The organism is Streptomyces sp. NPDC058157 (assembly GCF_042884105.1).
Lineage (GTDB): Bacteria > Actinomycetota > Actinomycetes > Streptomycetales > Streptomycetaceae > Streptomyces.
This window is the reverse complement of record NZ_JBHVUQ010000093.1, coordinates 1-18,266: the sequence shown is the minus strand read 5'-3', so window position 1 is coordinate 18,266 and position 18,266 is coordinate 1. Positions and strand designations below refer to the sequence as shown.

Here is an 18,266-nt window from a genome sequence, read left to right as displayed (position 1 = left end):
TGCCCCCCCGCCGCGTCACCGGCCGCGTCACCGGCCGTGCTGCCGCGCCTCGCGCTTGACGGCCCGCAGGACCACGAACCGCGGTTCGCTCGCGACGACTTCCTGGTTCCCGAACAGCCGCTGCAGATGGGTGTGGTAGCCCATGTGCCGGTTGGCCACCACCCACAGCTCGCCGCCCGGGCGCAGCGCCTTGCGCGACTGCGCGAACATGCGCAGCGCCGTCGCGTCCGTCGTCGCCTGGTGCGAGTGGAAGGGCGGATTGCAGAGGATCAGGTCCACCGAGGACGGCGGCAGCATCGCCACCCCGTCGCCGACGAGGAACTCCGCCGTCCGCCGGCCCGGGCGGACGTTGGCCTCGTAGGTGGCCCGCGCCGAGGCGACGGCCTGGTACGACTCGTCCGTGAACACCACCTCGGCGTCCGGGTCGGCGACCTGCACCGCCGTGCCCACGACGCCGTTGCCGCAGCCCAGGTCCACGACCCGGGCCCCGTCGGTGTTGGTGGGGATGGACTGGAGGAAGAAGCGGGTGCCGACGTCGAGCCGGTCGGCGCAGAAGATCCCGGCGTGGTTGACCACGGTCAGCCCGGCGCCCGAGCCGCCGTCCTTGTCCACGGTGTACGTCAGCGGCCACTGCGAGGCCCCGGCGACGGCCAGCAGCGCGGGGTCCGGAGTGGTGAAGATCAGCCGGGCCTTCTTCTCCGCGAGGGAGGTCCGCGTCGGGCCGACGATCTTCTCCAAGAGGTCCAGGGTGGAGGTGTGGATCTCCTTGACCATGCCGGTGCCCACGACGACCGTGCCCTCGTGCAGGCGCGGGGCCAGCCGCCGCAGCTGGTCCTCCAGCAGCGCCAGGCTCTTGGGCACCCGGACCAGCAGCACGTCGATGCGCGCGGGCGGCTCGTCCCGGGTGGTCAGCAGGGTCACGGTGGACTTGGCGGTGCCGATGCCGGCCCGGTCCAGGTTGGCCTCGGTGGCCGAACGGGCCAGCGCGGAGTCGGTGATCTGCGCCGGGTGGTACGCGGCCAGGGCCGTGGTCAGCGCACCCCAGCGGTCGCCGAGGACCGTGATCTGCCCGGCGCCGGCCAGGTCCACCGGGCCGCGCTCGCCGGTACCCGCGTCGAGGTGGCGCAGCAGGTACTCGTCGGCGGCGTCCCAGGCGCGGAGCCGGTCGCGCGGGTCGGCGGGGAAGCGGGTGAGTTCGTAGGAGCCGAAAGGCGTGGTCAGGCGGTTCATATCGGACCCAGGCTAGCCGAGGCCGCCGCCGGTGCCCGCACGCCGCGTCCTTCCGCGGAAAGGAACGGGGCAACGGGGCCCCGCAGGGCTACCTTGTCCCGTATGAGCAATCTCGATCGCCAGCCCGCTCTCTCCTCCTGCGGCGGCCGCGGCTTCGTCGTGGCCGAGCCGGTCCGGGAGCTCCTCAGCCCGCGCACGGTCCGGCTGGGGGAGTCCACCGAGGTCCGCCGCCTCCTCCCGAACCTGGGCCGCCGCATGGTGGGCGCCTGGTGCTTCGTCGACCACTACGGCCCCGACGACATCGCCGACGAGCCGGGCATGCAGGTCGCCCCGCACCCGCACGCCGGCCTCCAGACGGTGAGCTGGCTGCACGAGGGCGAGGTGCTGCACCGCGACAGCGTGGGCAGCCTCGCCACGATCCGCCCGCGCGAGCTGGGCCTGATGACCTCGGGCCGGGGCATCAGCCACTCCGAGGAGAGCCCGCGCCCCCACGCCCGCTTCCTGCACGGCGCCCAGCTGTGGGTGGCCCTCCCCGACGCCCACCGCGACGTCGCCCCCCACTTCCAGCACCACGCGGACCTCCCGCAGGTCACGGCCCCCGGGCTGAACGCGACGGTCATCCTCGGCACCCTGGACACCGCGACCTCCCCGGGCACCGCGTACACCCCCATCGTCGGCGCCGACCTCACCCTGACCGCCGGCACCGAGACCCGCCTCCCCCTCGACCCGGACTTCGAGTACGCGGTCCTCTCCATGTCCGGCGAGGCCCACGCGGACGGCGTCCCCCTCCTCCCGGGCTCGATGCTCTACCTGGGCTGCGGCCGCACCGAACTCCCCCTGCGGGCTTCGTCGGACGCGGGACTGATGCTGCTGGGCGGGGAGCCGTTCGAGGAGGAGATCGTCATGTTCTGGAACTGGATCGGCCGCTCCCACGAGGAGATCGCCCAGGCCCGCGAAGACTGGGCCAAGGGCACCCGCTTCGGCGAGGTGAAGGGCTACGCCGGCCCCCCGATCCCGGCCCCGGAACTCCCCCCGACCCACCTGAAGCCGCGGGGTCGGGTGCGTTGACCAGATGATGTCGGCCGAAGTCCCAGGGGGCGGAGTGATGACAGAAGGGGCCTCGGCGATGCGCATCGCCCCATGGATGCATATCGTCACGCCGGGCGGTGGCGTGCGGCTGGACGAACTCCTGCCCGTGTCCGGCACCGTTCACGTGGTGCGTCTGGACGGGCAGGACATGCCGGACGAGATCTCGGCCTTCCGGGAGTTCGATGAAGCGCTGAGGTTCCCCGAATACTTCGGATGGAACTGGGACGCCCTGTACGACTGCCTTCGTGACCTGCGATGGCTTTCGGCGGATGCCCATGTCCTGATCATCGAGTCCGCCGAGAGCGCCCTGGCCGATGACGAGGTTGCTCGCGACGAGTTCTTCAGGACCCTCTGGCGCGCGGGCCGGCGGTGGTCTTACACCCAGCGGCCCGAAGGTGCGACGCTCAGTCGTCTCTCCGTTGTCCTGTCATGCGGCACGGAGTCCGCGGACAGCCTCGCGACACGGCTTGGGGAAATCCAGGGGTCGTCCGACCGCTGACCTGGGTCCTGTGTGACGGGCCGCCGGATGTGTCGGTGGTCCTCATGGTGGGGTCAGGGTAGGTCGAGGAGGGCTTTGTGGGTGCCGCCGAAGGCTGATTGGGGGTCGGTCAGGTGGAGTTCCAGGAGCCAGTGGGCCCGCCAGCCGCCCTTGGTCGTGCGGTGCAGGGGGCGGTCGTTGTCCGGGGAGATGTGGGCGTCCGCCCGGGCGCACATCGGGTTCGCGGCCGGGGTCTCGCCCGCGAGGTGGCCGGCGTGCCAACCGCCCAGGGTCCAGCCCGACTTGGCGGCGAGGGCCTGGAGCTCGGCGTACAGCTGCCGGCCGGTGATGCCCGGGTCCGCGCGGAACGCCTCGCGGGCCGCGGCGAACAGCTCCGGCAGGTCCTCGCGCAGCCGCAGCCGGGCCGGGTCCGCGCCGAGGACGACGGTGTGGGCGAAGTCCGTCCCACGGGCGGCGAGGAGCGGGCCGAAGTGGGCGGTGACGGTGTCGTTGGGGCCGATGACCCGGTCGCCGGGCGGCTCGTCGCCGTACGGGGGCACGGTGTGGGGGCCGGAGCGGACGATCCGCCCGGGACACCGCGTCCGGGTGCCCAGCACCTCCCGTGCCAGGTCCCCGATCCGGTCGGTGACCTCGTACTCGCTGCGGCCGGCCGCGAACAGCCCGCGCCGGGCGGCTTCGGCGAACAGGGCCCGGGCCCTGCCCTGGGCCTCCGCCAGGTCCAGGGCCCTCAGCCGCTCGTCCATCCGGTCGGGTGTCGCCATCGTCATCGCCATCGTGCCGTTCTCCCGTCCGTCCTGCCGGCCGGGTGTCAGGACCAGAGCCGGAAGCGGCTCCAGCCGTTCGCGGTGCGCTCGTAGCGCAGCCGCGTGTGGACGCGGTCGGCCGCCGCCTGCCAGAACTCGGCCTCCACCGGTGCGAGGGTGTAGAGCGTCCAGGCGGAGTCGACCAGGGAAGGGTCCCTCCCGATGAGGCCCAGGGCCTTCTCCAGGGCCTGGTCGCGTTCGCCGGTGTCGGCCAGGTACTGGCTCTGCCGCCCGAGCAGGGCCTCGGCGCGGGCGGTGGCGGAGCGGGCGAGGAAGTCCGCGGCGTTGTCCCGCGCCGAGCCGGGGGTGACGGGCCCGCGGAGCCGGACCTGCCGGCCGTGCTCCGGCCAGTAGAAGGTCAGCGCGGCGCGCGGGTGCACGGCCAGCTGGTGCCCCTTGGGGCTGAACGCGTGCCCGGCGAACCGCCACCCGGCCGCGTCCGCGTCCACGTCCTTGAGGATCACCACCCGGGCATCGGGGTCGCCGGCCTCGTCGACCGTGGACAGGGTCATCGCGTGCGGGTCGCGCAGCCCGTCCGCCACGGCGTCGGACAGCCACGACAGGAAGAGGCGGACGGGATCGGCCGGAGCCCGCTCGGGGGCGAACCCGGGCAGCGGGCCCGCGAAGACCTCGATACCGCGGAGCCACGCGCGGACGCCGCCGCCCCGCTCTCCGTCATCCATCTGCCACCTCCGCAACGGCACACCTTGGTAGCTCATCTTGCATCTGCGGCGAAAATTCGACAATGAGCTGGCAAATGCTTGGGCCATGGCCCAAAGGTGGCTGCTTTCGGGTGGGTGGATTTGGAGCTAACCACAAGGCGGGCCGGTCCCGCGTCCGCCCGCCGTGCGGGGTGACGCTGAGTGAGTCCCGCCGCGGTGGAGGGGTCGGCGGAGAGGTCGGGTGAGGGGCGGGAGTCCGGTGGTCGTTGGCCTCGATTTTCCGTGGCGGCCGCCCGCAGGTCGTCCGGCAGGGAGGTTCCGTTTGTGGCCACCGGTGGGGGCGGGCCGGAAGCGGGGTGTGGGGTTCCGGGGGCCCGCCGGAGCGGGTACGCGCCATTCGCGATTCCGGGGGCCGTCCGGACCGCGGAGCCGGGGGGTGGCGGTCGGGAACCCTCCGTGGACTGCCCGTATACGGTGGGTGATCATCGCGTCGAGGGGTGCCGGGGCGCCTTCGCGGGGCGCACACTTCCGGCCGTTGTGCGCCCCCCGCGCTCCCCGGGGGGCAGACGCCGCGCGAGGCCTCGTCCTAGCCTCCCGGGCCATGCGATCACCTCTGAAGAGCCGACTCGGCCTCACCGCGTTCCTCGCCCTCGTCCTGGCCCTGTTCGGTCTCGCCCCCGCGGCCCAGGCCGACCCCGCGCCGGCCGCCCTGACGTTCACCACGAACGCCGCCACCGTCACCCGCGGCGGCACGGTGAACCTCTCGATGACGCTCACCAACAACAAGACCTACGACGTCTGGTTCGTCTACCAGACCATCTCGCCGACCTGGCTCACCAACCAGCGCGCCGACCTCAAGTACAGCTTCACCGGCTGCAGCGTGGCCACCCCGACCGGCGCCGCCGCCTGTTCCGGCGTCGGCCCCTCCGACCTCGGCGGCAACTACGGCGCGACCATACCCCCCGGTCAGAGCCGCACCGTGACCCTCACCCTGCAGGTCGCCGCCGACTCCGGCTGCAACGGCAACATCGGCTTCTACTCGTACTACTACGCCGAGTTCAGCGACAGCACGAACACCAGCGGCGGCCCGGTCTACACCCCGGAGACCCGCGTCCTCTGCGCCTGAGGACCCCCGCCCCGACCGGGTGTGGCCTGAAATCGCCCCCCGGGTACGACCCCTAGTGGTCCAGACCACCAGGGCCAGGTGCCGCCGGACCCATCGGGTCCGGCGGCACCCCGCTCGGCTCCGGACCGGCCCTCATGGCGATCGGATCCGCCCGCCCGCCGGGTTCCGGGAACCGGCCCGCAGCGGTGGGTGAGGGCAACTCGCCCCACCGAACGCTCAGTTGGTCGCCTGCTTTTTTTCGTCGGTTTTCGCAACGCCCCCACGAAAGCTACACACAGGCACCACCATGTGACGCGACGGATGCGTCGACGACTGGTTTCTGAGGGGGAGACCGGCGTCGCGCGAGGGGGGCGTCCGCCGCTTCGTGCGTGCTGCGCTCACCCCTGCCCGGGGAGGGGACTTTCAGCACATGAAGCGAAGCAGGCGCAGCATACGTACCGCCGTCTTATCGGTGGGCGCGCTCATCGCAGCCGCCGGACTGCCGGCCGGCGCGGCCCACGCCGACGCCACCACGCCCCGTGTGGACCTGCGGGTCCTGGTCGTGGCCGACGGCGGCCCGGCCGTCCAGGCCATCACGGCGGAACTGGACTCGGCGGGCACGCCGTACACCCAGGTCGACCTCACCCGGCCGGGCCGGCCCACCATCGACGCCGCCTTCCTCGCCGACACCGTCGGCGGCCGGCCGCGCGCCAAGTTCCAGGCGGTGGTGCTGCCCAACGACAACCCGTTCGCCGCGGGTTCCGCCGAGATGGCCGCCCTCGCGGCCTACGAGCAGACCTACGAGATACCCCAGGTCGACGCCTACACCTACGCCCGCCCCCAGGTCGGCCTCCAGTACTTCGTCGCCGGCGGCTACGCGGGCAGCGTCGACGGCGCCCAGGCGGCCGTGACCACCGCCGGCCGCTCCGGTCCCTTCGGCTACCTCGAGGGCTCCGTCCCCTTCGAGGACAACTCGCCCACCGTCGGCGAGAGTTACGCCTACCTGGCCCAGCCCGCCCCCGGCGCGGACTTCACCACCTACGTCGACGCGCCCATCCCGGGCACCTCCCGGCGCGGCTCGCTCGTCGGCGAGTACAAGCACGACGGCCGCCGGGAACTCGTCGTCACCTTCGTCTACAACCGCTACCAGCAGCAGTACCGGCTGCTCGCCCGCGGCATCGTGGAGTGGATGACCGGCGGCATCCACCTGGGCGCCTCCCGCAACTACTTCTCCGTCCACGTCGACGACGTCTTCGCCGCCGACGACCGCTGGGACACCCAGCTCAACTGCACCCCCGGCGACGTCGACTGCGCCGGAGGCGGCGGCGGAACGCCCAACCCCATCCGGATGACCGCCGACGACGCCGAATACGCCAAGAACTGGCAGGCCGGCCGCAACTTCACCCTCGACATGGTCTACAACGGCGCCGGCAGCCTCGACCAGCGCGAGGACAACAACGGCGTCGACCTGCTCGCCGACAAGCTCCAGGCCGACCGCGACAAGTTCCGCTGGATCAACCACACCTACACGCACGCCTTCCTGGGCTGCGAACAGGACGTCAGCGTGGTCCCCTGGCGGTGCGCCACCAACCCCGACGGCAGCACCAAGTGGGTCAGCCGCACCACCATCGACAACGAGATCGTCCTCAACCGCCTCTGGGGCCAGAGCTTCGGCCTGCCCCTGCAGAACGACGAACTGGTCACCGGCGAGCACTCCGGCATGGCCGTCCTGCCCCAGCAGCCGCAGGACAACCCCAACCTGGCCGCCTCCCTCACCGGCAACGGCGTCAAGTGGGTCGCCTCGGACAACTCCCGGGACCCCGAACTGCGCCAGGTGGGCTCCGCCTCCACCGTCGCCCGCTACCCCATGAACGTCTACTACAACGTGGGCAAGGCCACCGAGGCGGTGGACGAGTACAACTGGATCTACACCTCCCGCGCCCACGGCGGCAGCGGCATCTGCGAGGACCACGCGGACACCACGACCTGCCTGCCCGCACCCCTGGACACCGCCACCGGGTACGCGCAGAAGATCGTCCCGGCCGAGACCCGCACCGCCCTCGGACACGTGCTGTCCAACGACCCCAAGCCGCACTTCATCCACCAGTCGAACCTGGCCGAGGAGCGCCTCGCCTACCCGGTGCTGAACGGGGTCATCGACGGCTACGACGCCCTGTTCGCCGCCAACACCCCCCTGGTGAACGAGCGGATGAAGGACATCGGCACCGAACTGAAGCGCCGCGGCGCCTGGAAGAACGCGCTCCAGGCCGGCCAGGTCACCGCCTACCGCGTCGGCACCGCCGTCACCGTCACCGCACCCGCCGGGCTCGACGTCACCGCCACCCTGCCCGCCGGCACCCGGCTGGGCACCGCCGCCTTCGGCAGCCCCTACGCGGGCCGCGCCTCCGGCTGGACCACCTCGAACGGCACCGCCCTCGAGCTGACCCTGCCGTCGTCGGCGCCCGCCGCGCCGACCGCCGCGGCCGCGCCCCGACCGGCGCCCGCCACCGCACCGGCACCCGCGGCGAACGTCCCGGCCGCCGTGCGCGAGGGCGCGAAGGGCACCGACCGGCGCTGAACCGGCGTCCCGCCCGTCCGGGCCGCCCCGCGCGGCCCGGACCGGCCCGACCACCCCCACACACCGGCCGTGGAGCACACCCATGCACGCTCAAGCCGGCGCGCGGCGCCCCGGCGCGCCGCACGTCACCCTGCTCACCGAAGGCACCTATCCGCACAGTCACGGCGGGGTCAGCGTCTGGTGCGACCAGCTCGTCCAGGGCATGCCCGACATCGACTTCGACGTCATCGCCGTCACCGGAACCGGCCGCGAATCCCTCGCCTGGGACCTGCCCGGGCACGTCCTCGGCGTCCGGTCGGTGCCCATGTGGGGCGCTCCCCCCGAGGGCCGCGCCCTGCGCGGGCGCGGCCACCGCAGGCTCTCCGGCGCCTACGAACAGTTCCTCACCGCGCTCCTCGACCCGAGCGCCGAGGCCGGGTTCGCCCCCGCCCTCTCCACGATGTCCCGGGCCGCCTCCGACGGAGCCCTCAGCCCCTACCTGCGCGGGGACCACGCCATCGCGGTGCTCGCGGCGGTCTGGAACCGCCCCGGCCTCACCGTCCGCGAGGCCCGCCCCACCCTGCACGACGCCCTGACCGCGACCTCACTGCTGGAGCACGCCCTGCGCCCGCTCGCCGCCCCGCCCCCGGAACACGGTGTCGCCCACGCCGTCAGCGGCGGCGTCGCCGTCCTGCCCGGACTCGCCGGACTGGAACGGCACGGCGTCCCGCTGCTGCTCACCGAACACGGGGTCTACCTGCGCGAGCGCTACCTCGGCTACCGCACGGCCCCCTACCGCTGGCCCGTCAAGGCCGTCGTCCTCGGCTTCTTCCGGCTGCTGGCGGAGGAGAGCTACCGGCGGGCCGCCCTGGTCACCCCCGGCAACCGCTACAACCGGCTGTGGGAGGAGGAGGGCGGCGCCGACCCGCAGGCCATCCGCACCGTCTACAACGGCGTCGACCCCGCCGCCTTCCCGCCCGCCGGGCCGGAGCCGGACGCGCCCACCCTCAGCTGGGCCGGCCGGGTCGACCCCATCAAGGACCTGGAGACCCTCATCCGCGCCTTCGCCCTGGTCCGCGAACGGGTCCCCGGAGCCCGGCTGCGCCTGTTCGGCGGCACCCCGCGCGGCGGCGAGGCCTACCGCGAACGCTGCGAGGCCCTGGCCCGCGACCTCGGGCACGCCGACGCGGTCACCTTCGAGGGCCGGGTCGACGACATCAAGGACGCCTACGCGGCCGGGAACGTCGTGATGCTCTCCAGCATCAGCGAGGGCTTCCCCTTCACCCTGATCGAGGCCATGTCCTGCGGGCGGGCCACCGTCTCCACCGACGTGGGCGGGGTACGGGAAGCAGTCGGCGACGCGGGACTCGTCGTGCCGCCCCGCGATCCGCAGGCCATGGCCGAAGCGGCCCTCGAACTCCTCGGGGACGCCCCGCGCCGCGCGGCCATGGGGGAGGCGGCCCGGCTGCGGGTCATCGAGCAGTTCACCCTGCGCCAGACCATCGACACCTTCCGCTCCATCTACCTGGAGCTGCCCGGCCTGGACCGCACCCCGCTCACCGCGGCCCCGGTGCCGGCGAAGGCCGCCCCGGCTCCCGTTCCCGCCCAGGCCCCCGTTCCCGTCCCGGGCCCCGTCCCCGTCCCCGCCCCGGCCGTCCTCACCCCGGTGGCCGTCGCCGCGGGGCGGGCCCGCAGACAGGAGCGGGCCCGTCCGCCCGCACCCGTCCGGACCCTCACGGCCGACGCGCGGCCGGCCCGCGAGAGCGGGACCACCGCGGCCACCGGAACCGGGAGCCTCGCCGGATGAGCGGCCCCATGCAACTCGAACCCGGCGGGGCGCACCAGGACACCCTCGCCCTGCGGCTGGCGGACACCACCGCCCGCCCGGCCCGCCGGGCGTGGGCCGAGACCACGCTCACCCTCAGACTCCCCGGCCCGAACGAGGAGGAGGTCAGCCGGCTCGCCGCCGAACTGGCCGACCGCGTCGGGCCCGCCGTCCACCCGTACGAGGTGGCCGCCCTGCTGGAGGCGGAGGGACTCTCCGCCGAGGTGATCCGCGAACGCTACGGGCACCCCAACATCTTCTCCCTCGCCGCCGCCCTCTACGAGCGGGTGCCCCGCGTCTTCCCGGAGCCCGCCCGGGCGCCGGACCCCTGGCGCCCGGACACCGTACGGTGCCTGCTGCGCGGGGTGCTGTTCGCCCTCCCCGGCCTGGCCTACCTGCTCACCGCCCCGCTGTGGCACCCCGGCCGGCACGCCGCCGGGCCGGTCGTCGCCGGGATCGTCTCCTGGGCCTGGGGCCAGGCCCTCGGCCACCGCGCCTACCTGCGGATGGTGGCCGGGCGGCGCGAGGCGGGCCGGACCCTGCTGGTCGGGGCCCCGCTCGGGGCGGCCGCCGCCACCGCGGCGGGGGCCGCGGCCGCCCAGGGCTCCGCCGTCACCTGGGCGGTGGCCGCGCAGTCCCTCTACCTGGCCGCCGCCGGGATCCTGCTGGTCCTCGGCCGCGAGCGGCTGCTGCTGGCCGCCCTCACCCCGCTGGCCGCCGGCGCCGCCGTCCTGCCCTGGTGGGAACCCGGACCCGTGGTCCGCGCGGCGCTCCCGGCGCTCGCGCTCCTCGCCACGCTGGCCGCGGTCGGCCGGGTGCTGCGCGGTGCGTACGCCACCCCGGCCGCCGCCGACGGCGGAGCCCGGCCCCCGCTGCGCCGCTCCTTGCCGTACGGGCTGTTCGGCCTCGCGGCGGCCCTGCTGGTCCTGCTGGAAGGGCGCGCCGAGCCGTACGCGGTGATCGCGCTGACCGTGAGCATGGGCCCAGCCGAATGGCTGCTCTACCGCTTCCGCGGGCTGTCCGTCACCGCCCTCGGCGCGGCCTCCACACCCGCCGGGTTCCTGCTCAGGTCCACCGGGGTGCTGGGCCTGTGCCTGGCCGGCTACCTGCTGCTCCTGCTGCCCGTGGCACTGCTGACCGGCGCCGCCGCGGCCCCCCTGCTGCTGCTCGCCGCGACCCTGTGGACCGCCCTGCTGCTCCAGGCCTTCGGGGTCGCCTGGCCCCCGGCCGCCCTCTGCACGGCGGCCGCCGCCGGGGCGGGCGCCGCCACCCTGCTCGGCCGGTCCCAGGGGCCGCCCGCGCTGGCCCTGGCCTGCGGCCTCGCCGCGACGGCCCTGGCCGCCTGCACCCTGCGGATCCTGGGCCGCCCGGCCCGCCACGCCTGACCACCGCACCCCGCTCACCCCCGTACGCCCAGCCAACCCACCTGAAAGGTGCACCAGTTGACCACCGCACCGCTCGCCGCCGTCACCGGAGCCGAGGGCTTCATCGGCTCCCACCTCACCGAGGCCCTCGTGGCCCGCGGCTACCGGGTCCGCGCCATGGCCCAGTACAACTCCTTCTCCTCGTACGGGTGGCTGGAGACCCTGGCCCCGGACGTCCTCGACCAGGTGGAGATCGTCCTCGGGGACGTCCGCGACCCCGGATCCGTCCGCGGCCTCCTCGAAGGCGCCGAAGCCGCCTACCACCTGGCCGCCCTCATCGCGATCCCGTACTCCTACCGGGCCCCCCACAGCTACGTCGACACCAACGTGACCGGCACCCTCAACGTGCTCGAAGCCGTCCGCGCCCTGGGCACCCCCCGCCTCGTGCACACCTCCACCAGCGAGACGTACGGCACCGCGCAGACCGTGCCGATCACCGAGGACCACCCCATCAACACCCAGTCCCCGTACGCCGCTTCCAAGGCCGGCGGCGACCGGCTGGCCGACAGCTACCACGCCAGCTTCGAGACCCCGGTGGTCACGCTGCGCCCGTTCAACACCTACGGGCCCCGCCAGTCGATGCGCGCGGTGATCCCCACCGTCATCGGCCAGGTCGCCGCCGGGGAACGCGTCATCACCCTCGGGGACCTGCGCCCCACCCGCGACTTCAGCTTCGTCAAGGACACCGCGCAGGCCTTCCTCGCCGCGGGCACCGCACCGGCCGAGCGGGTCGTGGGCCGCACCTTCAACTCCGGTACCGGCGGCGAGATCTCCGTCGCCGACCTGGTCACCCTGATCGGCAAGGTCATGGACGTCCCCATCGAGGTCCGCGAGGACACCGAGCGGCTGCGCCCGCCCGCCTCCGAGGTGATGCGGCTGGTCGCCGACGCGAGCCGGCTCACCGCCGCCACCGGCTGGCGGCCGGCCCACACCCTCGACGAAGGCCTCGCGCACACCGTCGAGTTCTTCCGCGACCCGGCCAACCTGGCCCGCTACAAGACCGGCATCTACAACATCTGAGCGTCGGGCGCGCCGCCGACGTTCTCCACCAACCCCACGTCACCCACCTCCCCCCACCCAACCCCTAGGAGGAGACCCATGTACGCAGTGATCCTGGCGGGCGGCAAGGGCGTCCGGCTGCGGCCCTACACCACGGCCCTGCCCAAGCCGCTCGTGCCCATCGGCGACCAGCACGCCATCCTGGAGATCGTGCTGCGCCAGCTGTCGGGCGCCGGCTTCACCCGGTGCACCATCGCCATCGGGCACCTCGGCGAGATCATCCGGGCCTACGTCGGCGACGGCTCCCAGTGGGGGATGAGCGTCGACTACGCCACCGAGGAGAGCCCGCTCGGCACCATGGGCCCCCTGCTCAACCTGCGCGACCGCCTCCCCGAGCACTTCCTCGTGATGAACGGCGACGTGCTCACCGACCTCGACTACGCCGACGTGCTGCGCAGCCACGAGGCCTCCGGCGCGCCGCTGACCATAGCGACGTACCCGCGCAAGGTGCACATCGACTTCGGGGTGCTCACCACCGACGCCAGCCGGGTCGTCGGCTTCACCGAGAAGCCCAGCATGGACTACCACGTCTCCATGGGGGTGTACGGTCTGAGCCGCTCCACCCTCGACACCTACACGCCCGGCCTGCCGCTGGGCTTCGACGAGCTCGTCCTCGACCTGCTGGGCGCCCAGAACCCGCCCCACTCCTACGCGTTCGACGGCTACTGGCTCGACATCGGGCGGCCCGACGACTACGACCGGGCCAACGCCGAGTTCACCAGCCGCAAGTCCTTGCTGCTCAAGGGAGCCTGAGCACCTCATGCGCATTCTCGTCCTGGGCCGGACCGGCTACCTGGGCGCCCATGTCGCCGACCGCCTGCGCGCCCTCCCGGGCGCGCGGGTGCTCGACGGCGGACGCTCGCCCGGCGCCGACTTCGGCATCGACCTCGCGGCCGACCGGCCGCAGCGGCTGGCGGCCGTCCTGACCGCCGCCGCGCCCGACGCGGTGGTCAACTGCGCGGGGGCGACCGGCGGCGACGCCCTGACCCTCGCCGAGGCCAACGCCCGCGGCCCCGCCGCCCTGTGCGTCGCGCTGCGCAAGGCGGCTCCGGAGGTACGCCTGGTGCACCTGGGCTCGGCGGCCGAATACGGGCCCGGCACGCCCGGCACCCGGGTCACCGAGTCGGCCGCCACCCACCCGGTCGGCCCGTACGGGGCCACGAAACTGGCCGGCACCCTCGCCGTCACCTCCTCCGGACTGGACGGCGTGGTCCTGCGGATCGGGAACCCGGTGGGGCCGGGCGCCCCGACCGTCGGACTGCCGGGGCGGATCGCCGCACTGCTGCGCGAGGCCGGACCCGACCCCGAGGCGGTGCTGCGGCTGGGCGACCTGTCCGCGCACCGCGACTTCGTGGACGTCCGCGACGTGGCCGACGCGGTGGCGCTCGCCGTCACCGCCCCCGGCCCGCTGCCGCCCGTCCTCAACATCGGCGCCGGCCGGGCCGTCCCCGTCCGCGACCTCGTACGGGGTCTCGCCGAACGGGCGGGGTTCCGGGGGCGGATCGAGGAGGAGGCCGCCGGCTCGGCCCGCTCCGCGCAGGTGTCCTGGCAGTGCTCCGACGTCACCGCCGCCGCCGAGGCCCTCGGCTGGCGTCCCGTCCACGGCCTCGGCGACTCGCTCGCCGCGCTGTGGGCGGCGACGGCCCCGGCGGGAACCCTGACGCCATGACCCTGCTCGTTCCGCTGTACGTCCACCCCGCCGAGGACCCCGGGGCCTGGCACCGGCTGATCACGGGCGCCGCCGGGACCTACGGGGTGGTGCTCAACCCGGCCGACGGGCCGGGGGAGCGCCCCGACCCGGCGTTCGCCGCCGCGGCCGCCGCGCTGCGGACGGCCGGAGCCCGCCTCCTCGGCTACGTGGACACCCTGTACGGGGCGCGCGGACAAGTCGAGGTCGTCCACGAGATGTGCCGCTACCAGGAGTGGTACGCCGTCGACGGCTGCTTCCTCGACCGGATGGCCGCCACCCGGGAGGAACTGCCCGGCGCCCGACGGATGATCCGCTCGCTGCGCCGGCTGGGCGCGAAACCCGTCGTGCTGAACCCGGGCGTCCACCCCGTGGCCGGCTACGTCCGCCTCGCGGACCTGACCGTCACCTTCGAGGGCCACTGGTCCACGTACGTCTCCTCCTTCACCCGGCCCGCCTGGACGGCGCGGCACGCCCCCGAGCGGTTCTGCCACCTCGTCTACGGGGTGCCCGACGCCCTGGTCCCGCTCGCCGTCCGCACCGCGCACGAACGCGGCGCCGCGGTCAGCGGGCCGGTGACGGGCGAACTCCCCAACCCATGGAAACAGCCGACCCCCGCACTCACCGGGATGGAACCATGAGCCCCACCCCGCCGGCCCGCCCCGGCCTTCCGGCCCGAACCCTCCTGCTGGCCGCCGTGACGGCACTGGTCCTCGCGGGCTGCTCCACCACGGGCGACGAGGACGACGACGCCGCACCCGACCCGTCGGGCCCGACCGCGAGCCGGGGGACGGGGCCCGCCTCGCCCGGCCCCGCCCCCTCCGACTCCCCGACCGCCCCGGCCCCCTCGGGCCCTCCCTCCGGAGCCTCCCCTTCCGCCCCCGGTGGCCAGGGGAAACCCCGCTGGCAGCCCCAGCCCGGCCTGGCCTGGCAGTGGCAGCTCGACGGACGCTCGGACCCCTCGGTCGACGTGCCCGTCTACGACATCGACGGCTTCGAGAACTCGAAGGAGGACGTGGACCGGCTGCACCGCGACGGCCGCAAGGTCATCTGCTACGTCAACGTCGGCGCCTGGGAGGACTTCCGGCCGGACAAGGACGCCTTCCCCACCAGCCTGTTCGGCAAGCCCAACGGCTGGAAGGGCGAGCGCTGGCTGGACATCCGCCGCACGGACGTGCTCCGCCCGCTCATGGAACGGCGCTTCGACATGTGCCGGGACAAGGGCTTCGACGCGGTGGAACCCGACCTGGTGGAGGCGTACGGCAACGACAGCGGCTTCCCGCTGACGGCGGAGCACCAGCTCGCCTACAACCGCATGATCGCCGAGATCGCGCACGCGCGCGGGCTCGCGGTCGGCCTCAAGAACGACCTGCCGCAGATCCCCCAGCTCGAAGGCGCCTTCGACTTCGCGGTCAACGAGGAGTGCGCCCAGTTCGGCGAGTGCGCCGCGCTCAGCCCCTTCATCAAGGCGGGCAAGGCGGTCTTCCACGTCGAGTACAAGGGGAACCCCTCGAACTTCTGTCCCGAGGCCCGCAAGCTCAACCTCTCCACGATGCTGAAGAACCAGGAACTGGACACCTGGCGCAAGCCCTGCTGACCGCGCCGCGCGGCGGACCGCGTCAATCACGGGCCGCCGCGTCATCCCACCAACCCGCACGGAGGTGAACGGGGCGGACGCCCGCCCGGATTCCAGTGCCGGCGGGGCGCGCGCGGGGGTGGTGCGCGGGGCGCGCTCCGGAGCGGGCGCCCCGGTGCGCCGGGGGCGCCCCCGTTCGGTGCCACCATGCGTCGCGGACACGGGTCATGCGACGAGAGGTTGGAACGTGACGCCTCAGGCGACCGGGAACCCCACCCGGCAGCTCTCCGACGGACAACGGAAGAACACCCCGGTCACCGGCGGAGCCCCCGGCGACCCCGACACCGCCGGGACCCCCGGCACCTGCGGCGGCGCGGGAACCGTGCGCCCCGGGCCGCGCCCGGCCACGGCCTCCGGGCGCACCGACACCGAACTCCTCATCGCCGCCTCGGTCCTGCTCGCCGACGCCGCCCTCGCCGCCAGACGGGCCGGGGCCGACCTCACCGGAGCCCTGACCGGCGGCCGCTTCGCCCTCCAGGCCCTGCGCCGCCCCACCTGGGCCGTCGGCACCGCGCTGTCCTGCGTACGGGCCCTGACCGAACCGGCCGGACTCGGCTTCGGGGCCAACGGCGGCGTCGTCGGCGAACTCGCCCGGATCGCGGGCAACGTGACGCGCCGCCGGCCCGCCGCCGTCGCCCTGGCGGTGGACGCCTTCGCCCTGCGCATCGAGGCAGCCACCGTCACCCACCCCAACCTGGACTCCGCCCCCGCCCGCCGCCTCACCGCCGCCCTCGTCGCCGGCGACCGGCTGGAGGCCGTCCGCGCCCTGCACGCCCTGGTCGAACGGCTCGGCGTCACCCGGGCCCTGACCACCGTCAGCCCCGTCATCATGGAACTGCTGGCGCTGACCGGACTGCTGGACGAGAACCCCGTCAACGACGAGTTCTCCTGGGTCACCCTCGCCGGAGGGGTCCCCACCACCGACCCGTTCCTCGGCCTGCCCAGTTCGCTCCTCGCCCTCCTCAACCCCGGCCCCGGCCGGGCCGAACGCGCCGAGCCGGACCCGATCCTCGCCAAGGTCCTCGGCACCTCCCGCAACGACATCGTCAGCTACGTCAACGACATCGGCGCCCTCGGCAACCACGGCCTGGTCCTCCTGCGCCGCGTGGCCTGCGCGGACGGCGCGCAGCGGCACGTGCTGCTGCTGCCCGGGACCAGCTTCGCCCTCCTCAGCAACAGCACCCCGCAGGACCTGATCGGCGCCTTCGACGGCTGCCTGCGCACCGACACCACCTACACCCGGGCCGTGAAGAAGCTGCTGCGGCGAGCCGGGGTGCCGGCGGGCTCCGAGCTGATGCTGGTCGGGCACAGCCTCGGCGGCCTGACCGCGATGAACCTGGCCTCCGACCCGGACGTGGCCTCCGAGTACCGGGTCACCCACGTGATCACCCTCGGCTCCCCGATCGACAACAAGCGGCCCGCCGACCACACCACCCGGGTCGTCAGCCTGGTCAACAAGCACGACGTGATCCCGATGCTGGACGGCCGCGGCCCGGCCTCCCCGAACGACATCCCGGAGAGCTGGGTGGAACTGGCCTGGCTCGACGAGACCTACGACTACCCCCTCTCGCACGCCCCGCAGGCCTACTCGGACAGCCTGCGCGGCGAACTGGCCCCCTACCGCGAGCGGGTCAACGCACTGATCGCCCGCTACGACGGCGAGATCACCGCCAACCAGCCCTACATGCTCCGCGACCGGTGACCCGCCCCGAACCCGGGCCCGCCCCCGCGCCCGGCCCCGCGCCACGACCCGCATCCGCCCTACGGCCCGTGCCCGCGCCCGGGTCCGCGCCCGGCCCCGCTCCCGGCCCTGTGCTCGCGTGCGGCCCTGTGCCCACGCCCGGCCCCGTGCCCACGCCCGGCCCTGTGCTCGCGCGCGGCCCTGTGCCCGCGTCCGGCCCCGTGCCCGCGTCCGGTCCCCATCCCGCGTCCGCGTGCGGCCCCGTGCCCGCGCCCGACCCCGACCCCGAGCCCGCGTCCGGATCCGCGTCCGCGTCCGGTCCCGAACCCGCTGCCGAACTCGGGGCCGTCCGCGAGTACGAACCCGGCCCCGTGACCCCGTCCGTGACCCCGTGTGACCCGAGGGAGAACGCCCCCCGATGACCACCCCCGCCACCGCCTGGCCGCTGGAGAACGCGGTGTTCAGCGCGGCCATGCTCGCCCACCGCCTGCCCTGGGCCGACGCCCCCGCCCGCGCCCTCGGGCTGGACTCCCTCACCCGCGAGGGCGCCGCCCGGGGGGTCCTCGCCCACCTGCGCCGCAGCCGCTCCGGGCGCCCCGTCCGGCTGCGCACCCCGTTCGGCTCGTTCCTCGTCCCGCTCGGCCCGGCCGACACCACGGGGCTCCTCGCCGCGGCCGCCGCCGCGGACGCCCTGGCCCCCGCCGTCCGCCTCGACGCGGCCGGGCGCCGGCACGGCCTGCACCCCCACGTCCCGCTCCCGCCGGACTCCGCCCCGCCCGTGGCGGACTTCGCCGGACCGCTGGCCGAGGAACTCCGGCGGGTGGCCGGAGCCCGCCGCGACGACCACGCCCTGCCCTGGGAGCTCTGGCGGCCCGGGCTGCTGCGCGCCGCACGCCGGGTGGTGGCGGGCGCGGCCGCCGCGGACGACACCCTGCTCAGCGAGGTCCTGCTGAGGACCGCCGCGGCCGCCGGCAGCCGCGCCCACGACGGCAGGGCTGCCGCACTGCGC

At 74.4% G+C, this 18,266-nt stretch carries 16 protein-coding genes; 13 read left to right on the top strand and 3 right to left on the bottom strand.

The window, feature by feature from the left end:
• Window positions 1-27: 27 nt before the first annotated feature.
• On the bottom strand, window positions 28-1,221 hold the full coding sequence (locus ACFVXK_RS22575; protein WP_389614356.1) for a methyltransferase: 1,194 nt from the start codon (window positions 1,219-1,221) through the stop codon (window positions 28-30).
• Window positions 1,222-1,332: 111 nt separating this feature from the next.
• Between ACFVXK_RS22575 and ACFVXK_RS22570 the strand changes: the two genes are divergently transcribed.
• Both ACFVXK_RS22570 and ACFVXK_RS22565 read left to right on the top strand, forming a co-directional pair.
• Window positions 1,333-2,298: a pirin family protein gene (locus ACFVXK_RS22570; protein WP_389614335.1), complete on the top strand. Its 966-nt coding sequence runs from the start codon at window positions 1,333-1,335 to the stop codon at window positions 2,296-2,298.
• 58 nt (window positions 2,299-2,356) lie between these two features.
• On the top strand, window positions 2,357-2,818 hold the full coding sequence (locus tag ACFVXK_RS22565; protein ID WP_389614333.1) for a barstar family protein: 462 nt from the start codon (window positions 2,357-2,359) through the stop codon (window positions 2,816-2,818).
• Between the two features lie 53 nt (window positions 2,819-2,871).
• Here the strand turns inward: ACFVXK_RS22565 and ACFVXK_RS22560 are convergent, their stop codons facing one another.
• On the bottom strand, window positions 2,872-3,579 hold the full coding sequence (locus ACFVXK_RS22560; RefSeq protein WP_389614331.1) for a M24 family metallopeptidase: 708 nt from the start codon (window positions 3,577-3,579) through the stop codon (window positions 2,872-2,874).
• Window positions 3,580-3,626: 47 nt separating this feature from the next.
• Window positions 3,627-4,304: a pyridoxal 5'-phosphate synthase gene (locus tag ACFVXK_RS22555; protein WP_389614329.1), complete on the bottom strand. Its 678-nt coding sequence runs from the start codon at window positions 4,302-4,304 to the stop codon at window positions 3,627-3,629.
• A gap of 580 nt (window positions 4,305-4,884) precedes the next feature.
• Here ACFVXK_RS22555 and ACFVXK_RS22550 point away from each other — a divergent pair.
• The 11 genes from ACFVXK_RS22550 to ACFVXK_RS22500 form a co-directional block, all read left to right on the top strand.
• A complete protein-coding gene (locus ACFVXK_RS22550; protein ID WP_389614327.1) occupies window positions 4,885-5,409 on the top strand; it encodes a hypothetical protein in 525 nt (174 codons plus the stop codon).
• 409 nt (window positions 5,410-5,818) lie between these two features.
• A complete protein-coding gene (locus tag ACFVXK_RS22545) occupies window positions 5,819-7,966 on the top strand; it encodes a hypothetical protein (RefSeq protein WP_389614325.1) in 2,148 nt (715 codons plus the stop codon).
• Between the two features lie 82 nt (window positions 7,967-8,048).
• Entirely contained in the window at window positions 8,049-9,752 is a 1,704-nt protein-coding gene (pelF, locus tag ACFVXK_RS22540) for a GT4 family glycosyltransferase PelF (RefSeq protein WP_389614323.1), read from the top strand.
• Complete coding sequence (locus tag ACFVXK_RS22535) at window positions 9,749-11,155, top strand: hypothetical protein (protein ID WP_389614321.1); 1,407 nt, start codon at window positions 9,749-9,751, stop codon at window positions 11,153-11,155. Before pelF ends, ACFVXK_RS22535 begins: the two co-directional genes overlap by 4 nt.
• Window positions 11,156-11,212: 57 nt before the next feature.
• On the top strand, window positions 11,213-12,214 hold the full coding sequence (locus tag ACFVXK_RS22530; RefSeq protein WP_389614320.1) for a GDP-mannose 4,6-dehydratase: 1,002 nt from the start codon (window positions 11,213-11,215) through the stop codon (window positions 12,212-12,214).
• A gap of 78 nt (window positions 12,215-12,292) precedes the next feature.
• Entirely contained in the window at window positions 12,293-13,006 is a 714-nt protein-coding gene (locus ACFVXK_RS22525) for an NDP-sugar synthase (protein ID WP_389614318.1), read from the top strand.
• A 7-nt stretch (window positions 13,007-13,013) separates the two neighbouring features.
• Window positions 13,014-13,922 (top strand): NAD-dependent epimerase/dehydratase family protein, encoded by a 909-nt coding sequence (locus ACFVXK_RS22520; protein WP_389614316.1) that lies wholly within the window; start codon window positions 13,014-13,016, stop codon window positions 13,920-13,922.
• A complete protein-coding gene (locus ACFVXK_RS22515; RefSeq protein ID WP_389614314.1) occupies window positions 13,919-14,581 on the top strand; it encodes a spherulation-specific family 4 protein in 663 nt (220 codons plus the stop codon). The genes ACFVXK_RS22520 and ACFVXK_RS22515 overlap by 4 nt, the downstream gene beginning before the upstream one ends.
• Entirely contained in the window at window positions 14,578-15,537 is a 960-nt protein-coding gene (locus tag ACFVXK_RS22510; protein WP_389614312.1) for an endo alpha-1,4 polygalactosaminidase, read from the top strand. The genes ACFVXK_RS22515 and ACFVXK_RS22510 overlap by 4 nt, the downstream gene beginning before the upstream one ends.
• A gap of 226 nt (window positions 15,538-15,763) precedes the next feature.
• A complete protein-coding gene (locus ACFVXK_RS22505; protein WP_389614310.1) occupies window positions 15,764-17,278 on the top strand; it encodes a hypothetical protein in 1,515 nt (504 codons plus the stop codon).
• 397 nt (window positions 17,279-17,675) lie between these two features.
• Window positions 17,676-18,266, top strand: a 591-nt coding sequence (locus ACFVXK_RS22500) for a hypothetical protein (RefSeq protein ID WP_389614308.1), incomplete at its 3' end; no start/stop codon positions are given.

Excerpts from the sequence above, each read along its gene's own strand:
- ACFVXK_RS22565 (WP_389614333.1), top strand. The coding sequence starts at position 2,357 with ATGCGCATCGCCCCATGGATGCATATCGTCACGCCGGGCGGTGGCGTG.
- ACFVXK_RS22545 (WP_389614325.1), top strand. The coding sequence starts at position 5,819 with ATGAAGCGAAGCAGGCGCAGCATACGTACCGCCGTCTTATCGGTGGGC.
- ACFVXK_RS22560 (WP_389614331.1), bottom strand. The coding sequence starts at position 3,579 with ATGGCGACACCCGACCGGATGGACGAGCGGCTGAGGGCCCTGGACCTG.
- ACFVXK_RS22510 (WP_389614312.1), top strand. The coding sequence starts at position 14,578 with ATGAGCCCCACCCCGCCGGCCCGCCCCGGCCTTCCGGCCCGAACCCTC.
- pelF (WP_389614323.1), top strand. The coding sequence starts at position 8,049 with ATGCACGCTCAAGCCGGCGCGCGGCGCCCCGGCGCGCCGCACGTCACC.
- ACFVXK_RS22515 (WP_389614314.1), top strand. The coding sequence starts at position 13,919 with ATGACCCTGCTCGTTCCGCTGTACGTCCACCCCGCCGAGGACCCCGGG.
- ACFVXK_RS22550 (WP_389614327.1), top strand. The coding sequence starts at position 4,885 with ATGCGATCACCTCTGAAGAGCCGACTCGGCCTCACCGCGTTCCTCGCC.
- ACFVXK_RS22535 (WP_389614321.1), top strand. The coding sequence starts at position 9,749 with ATGAGCGGCCCCATGCAACTCGAACCCGGCGGGGCGCACCAGGACACC.
- ACFVXK_RS22570 (WP_389614335.1), top strand. The coding sequence starts at position 1,333 with ATGAGCAATCTCGATCGCCAGCCCGCTCTCTCCTCCTGCGGCGGCCGC.
- ACFVXK_RS22520 (WP_389614316.1), top strand. The coding sequence starts at position 13,014 with ATGCGCATTCTCGTCCTGGGCCGGACCGGCTACCTGGGCGCCCATGTC.
- ACFVXK_RS22555 (WP_389614329.1), bottom strand. The coding sequence starts at position 4,304 with ATGGATGACGGAGAGCGGGGCGGCGGCGTCCGCGCGTGGCTCCGCGGT.
- ACFVXK_RS22525 (WP_389614318.1), top strand. The coding sequence starts at position 12,293 with ATGTACGCAGTGATCCTGGCGGGCGGCAAGGGCGTCCGGCTGCGGCCC.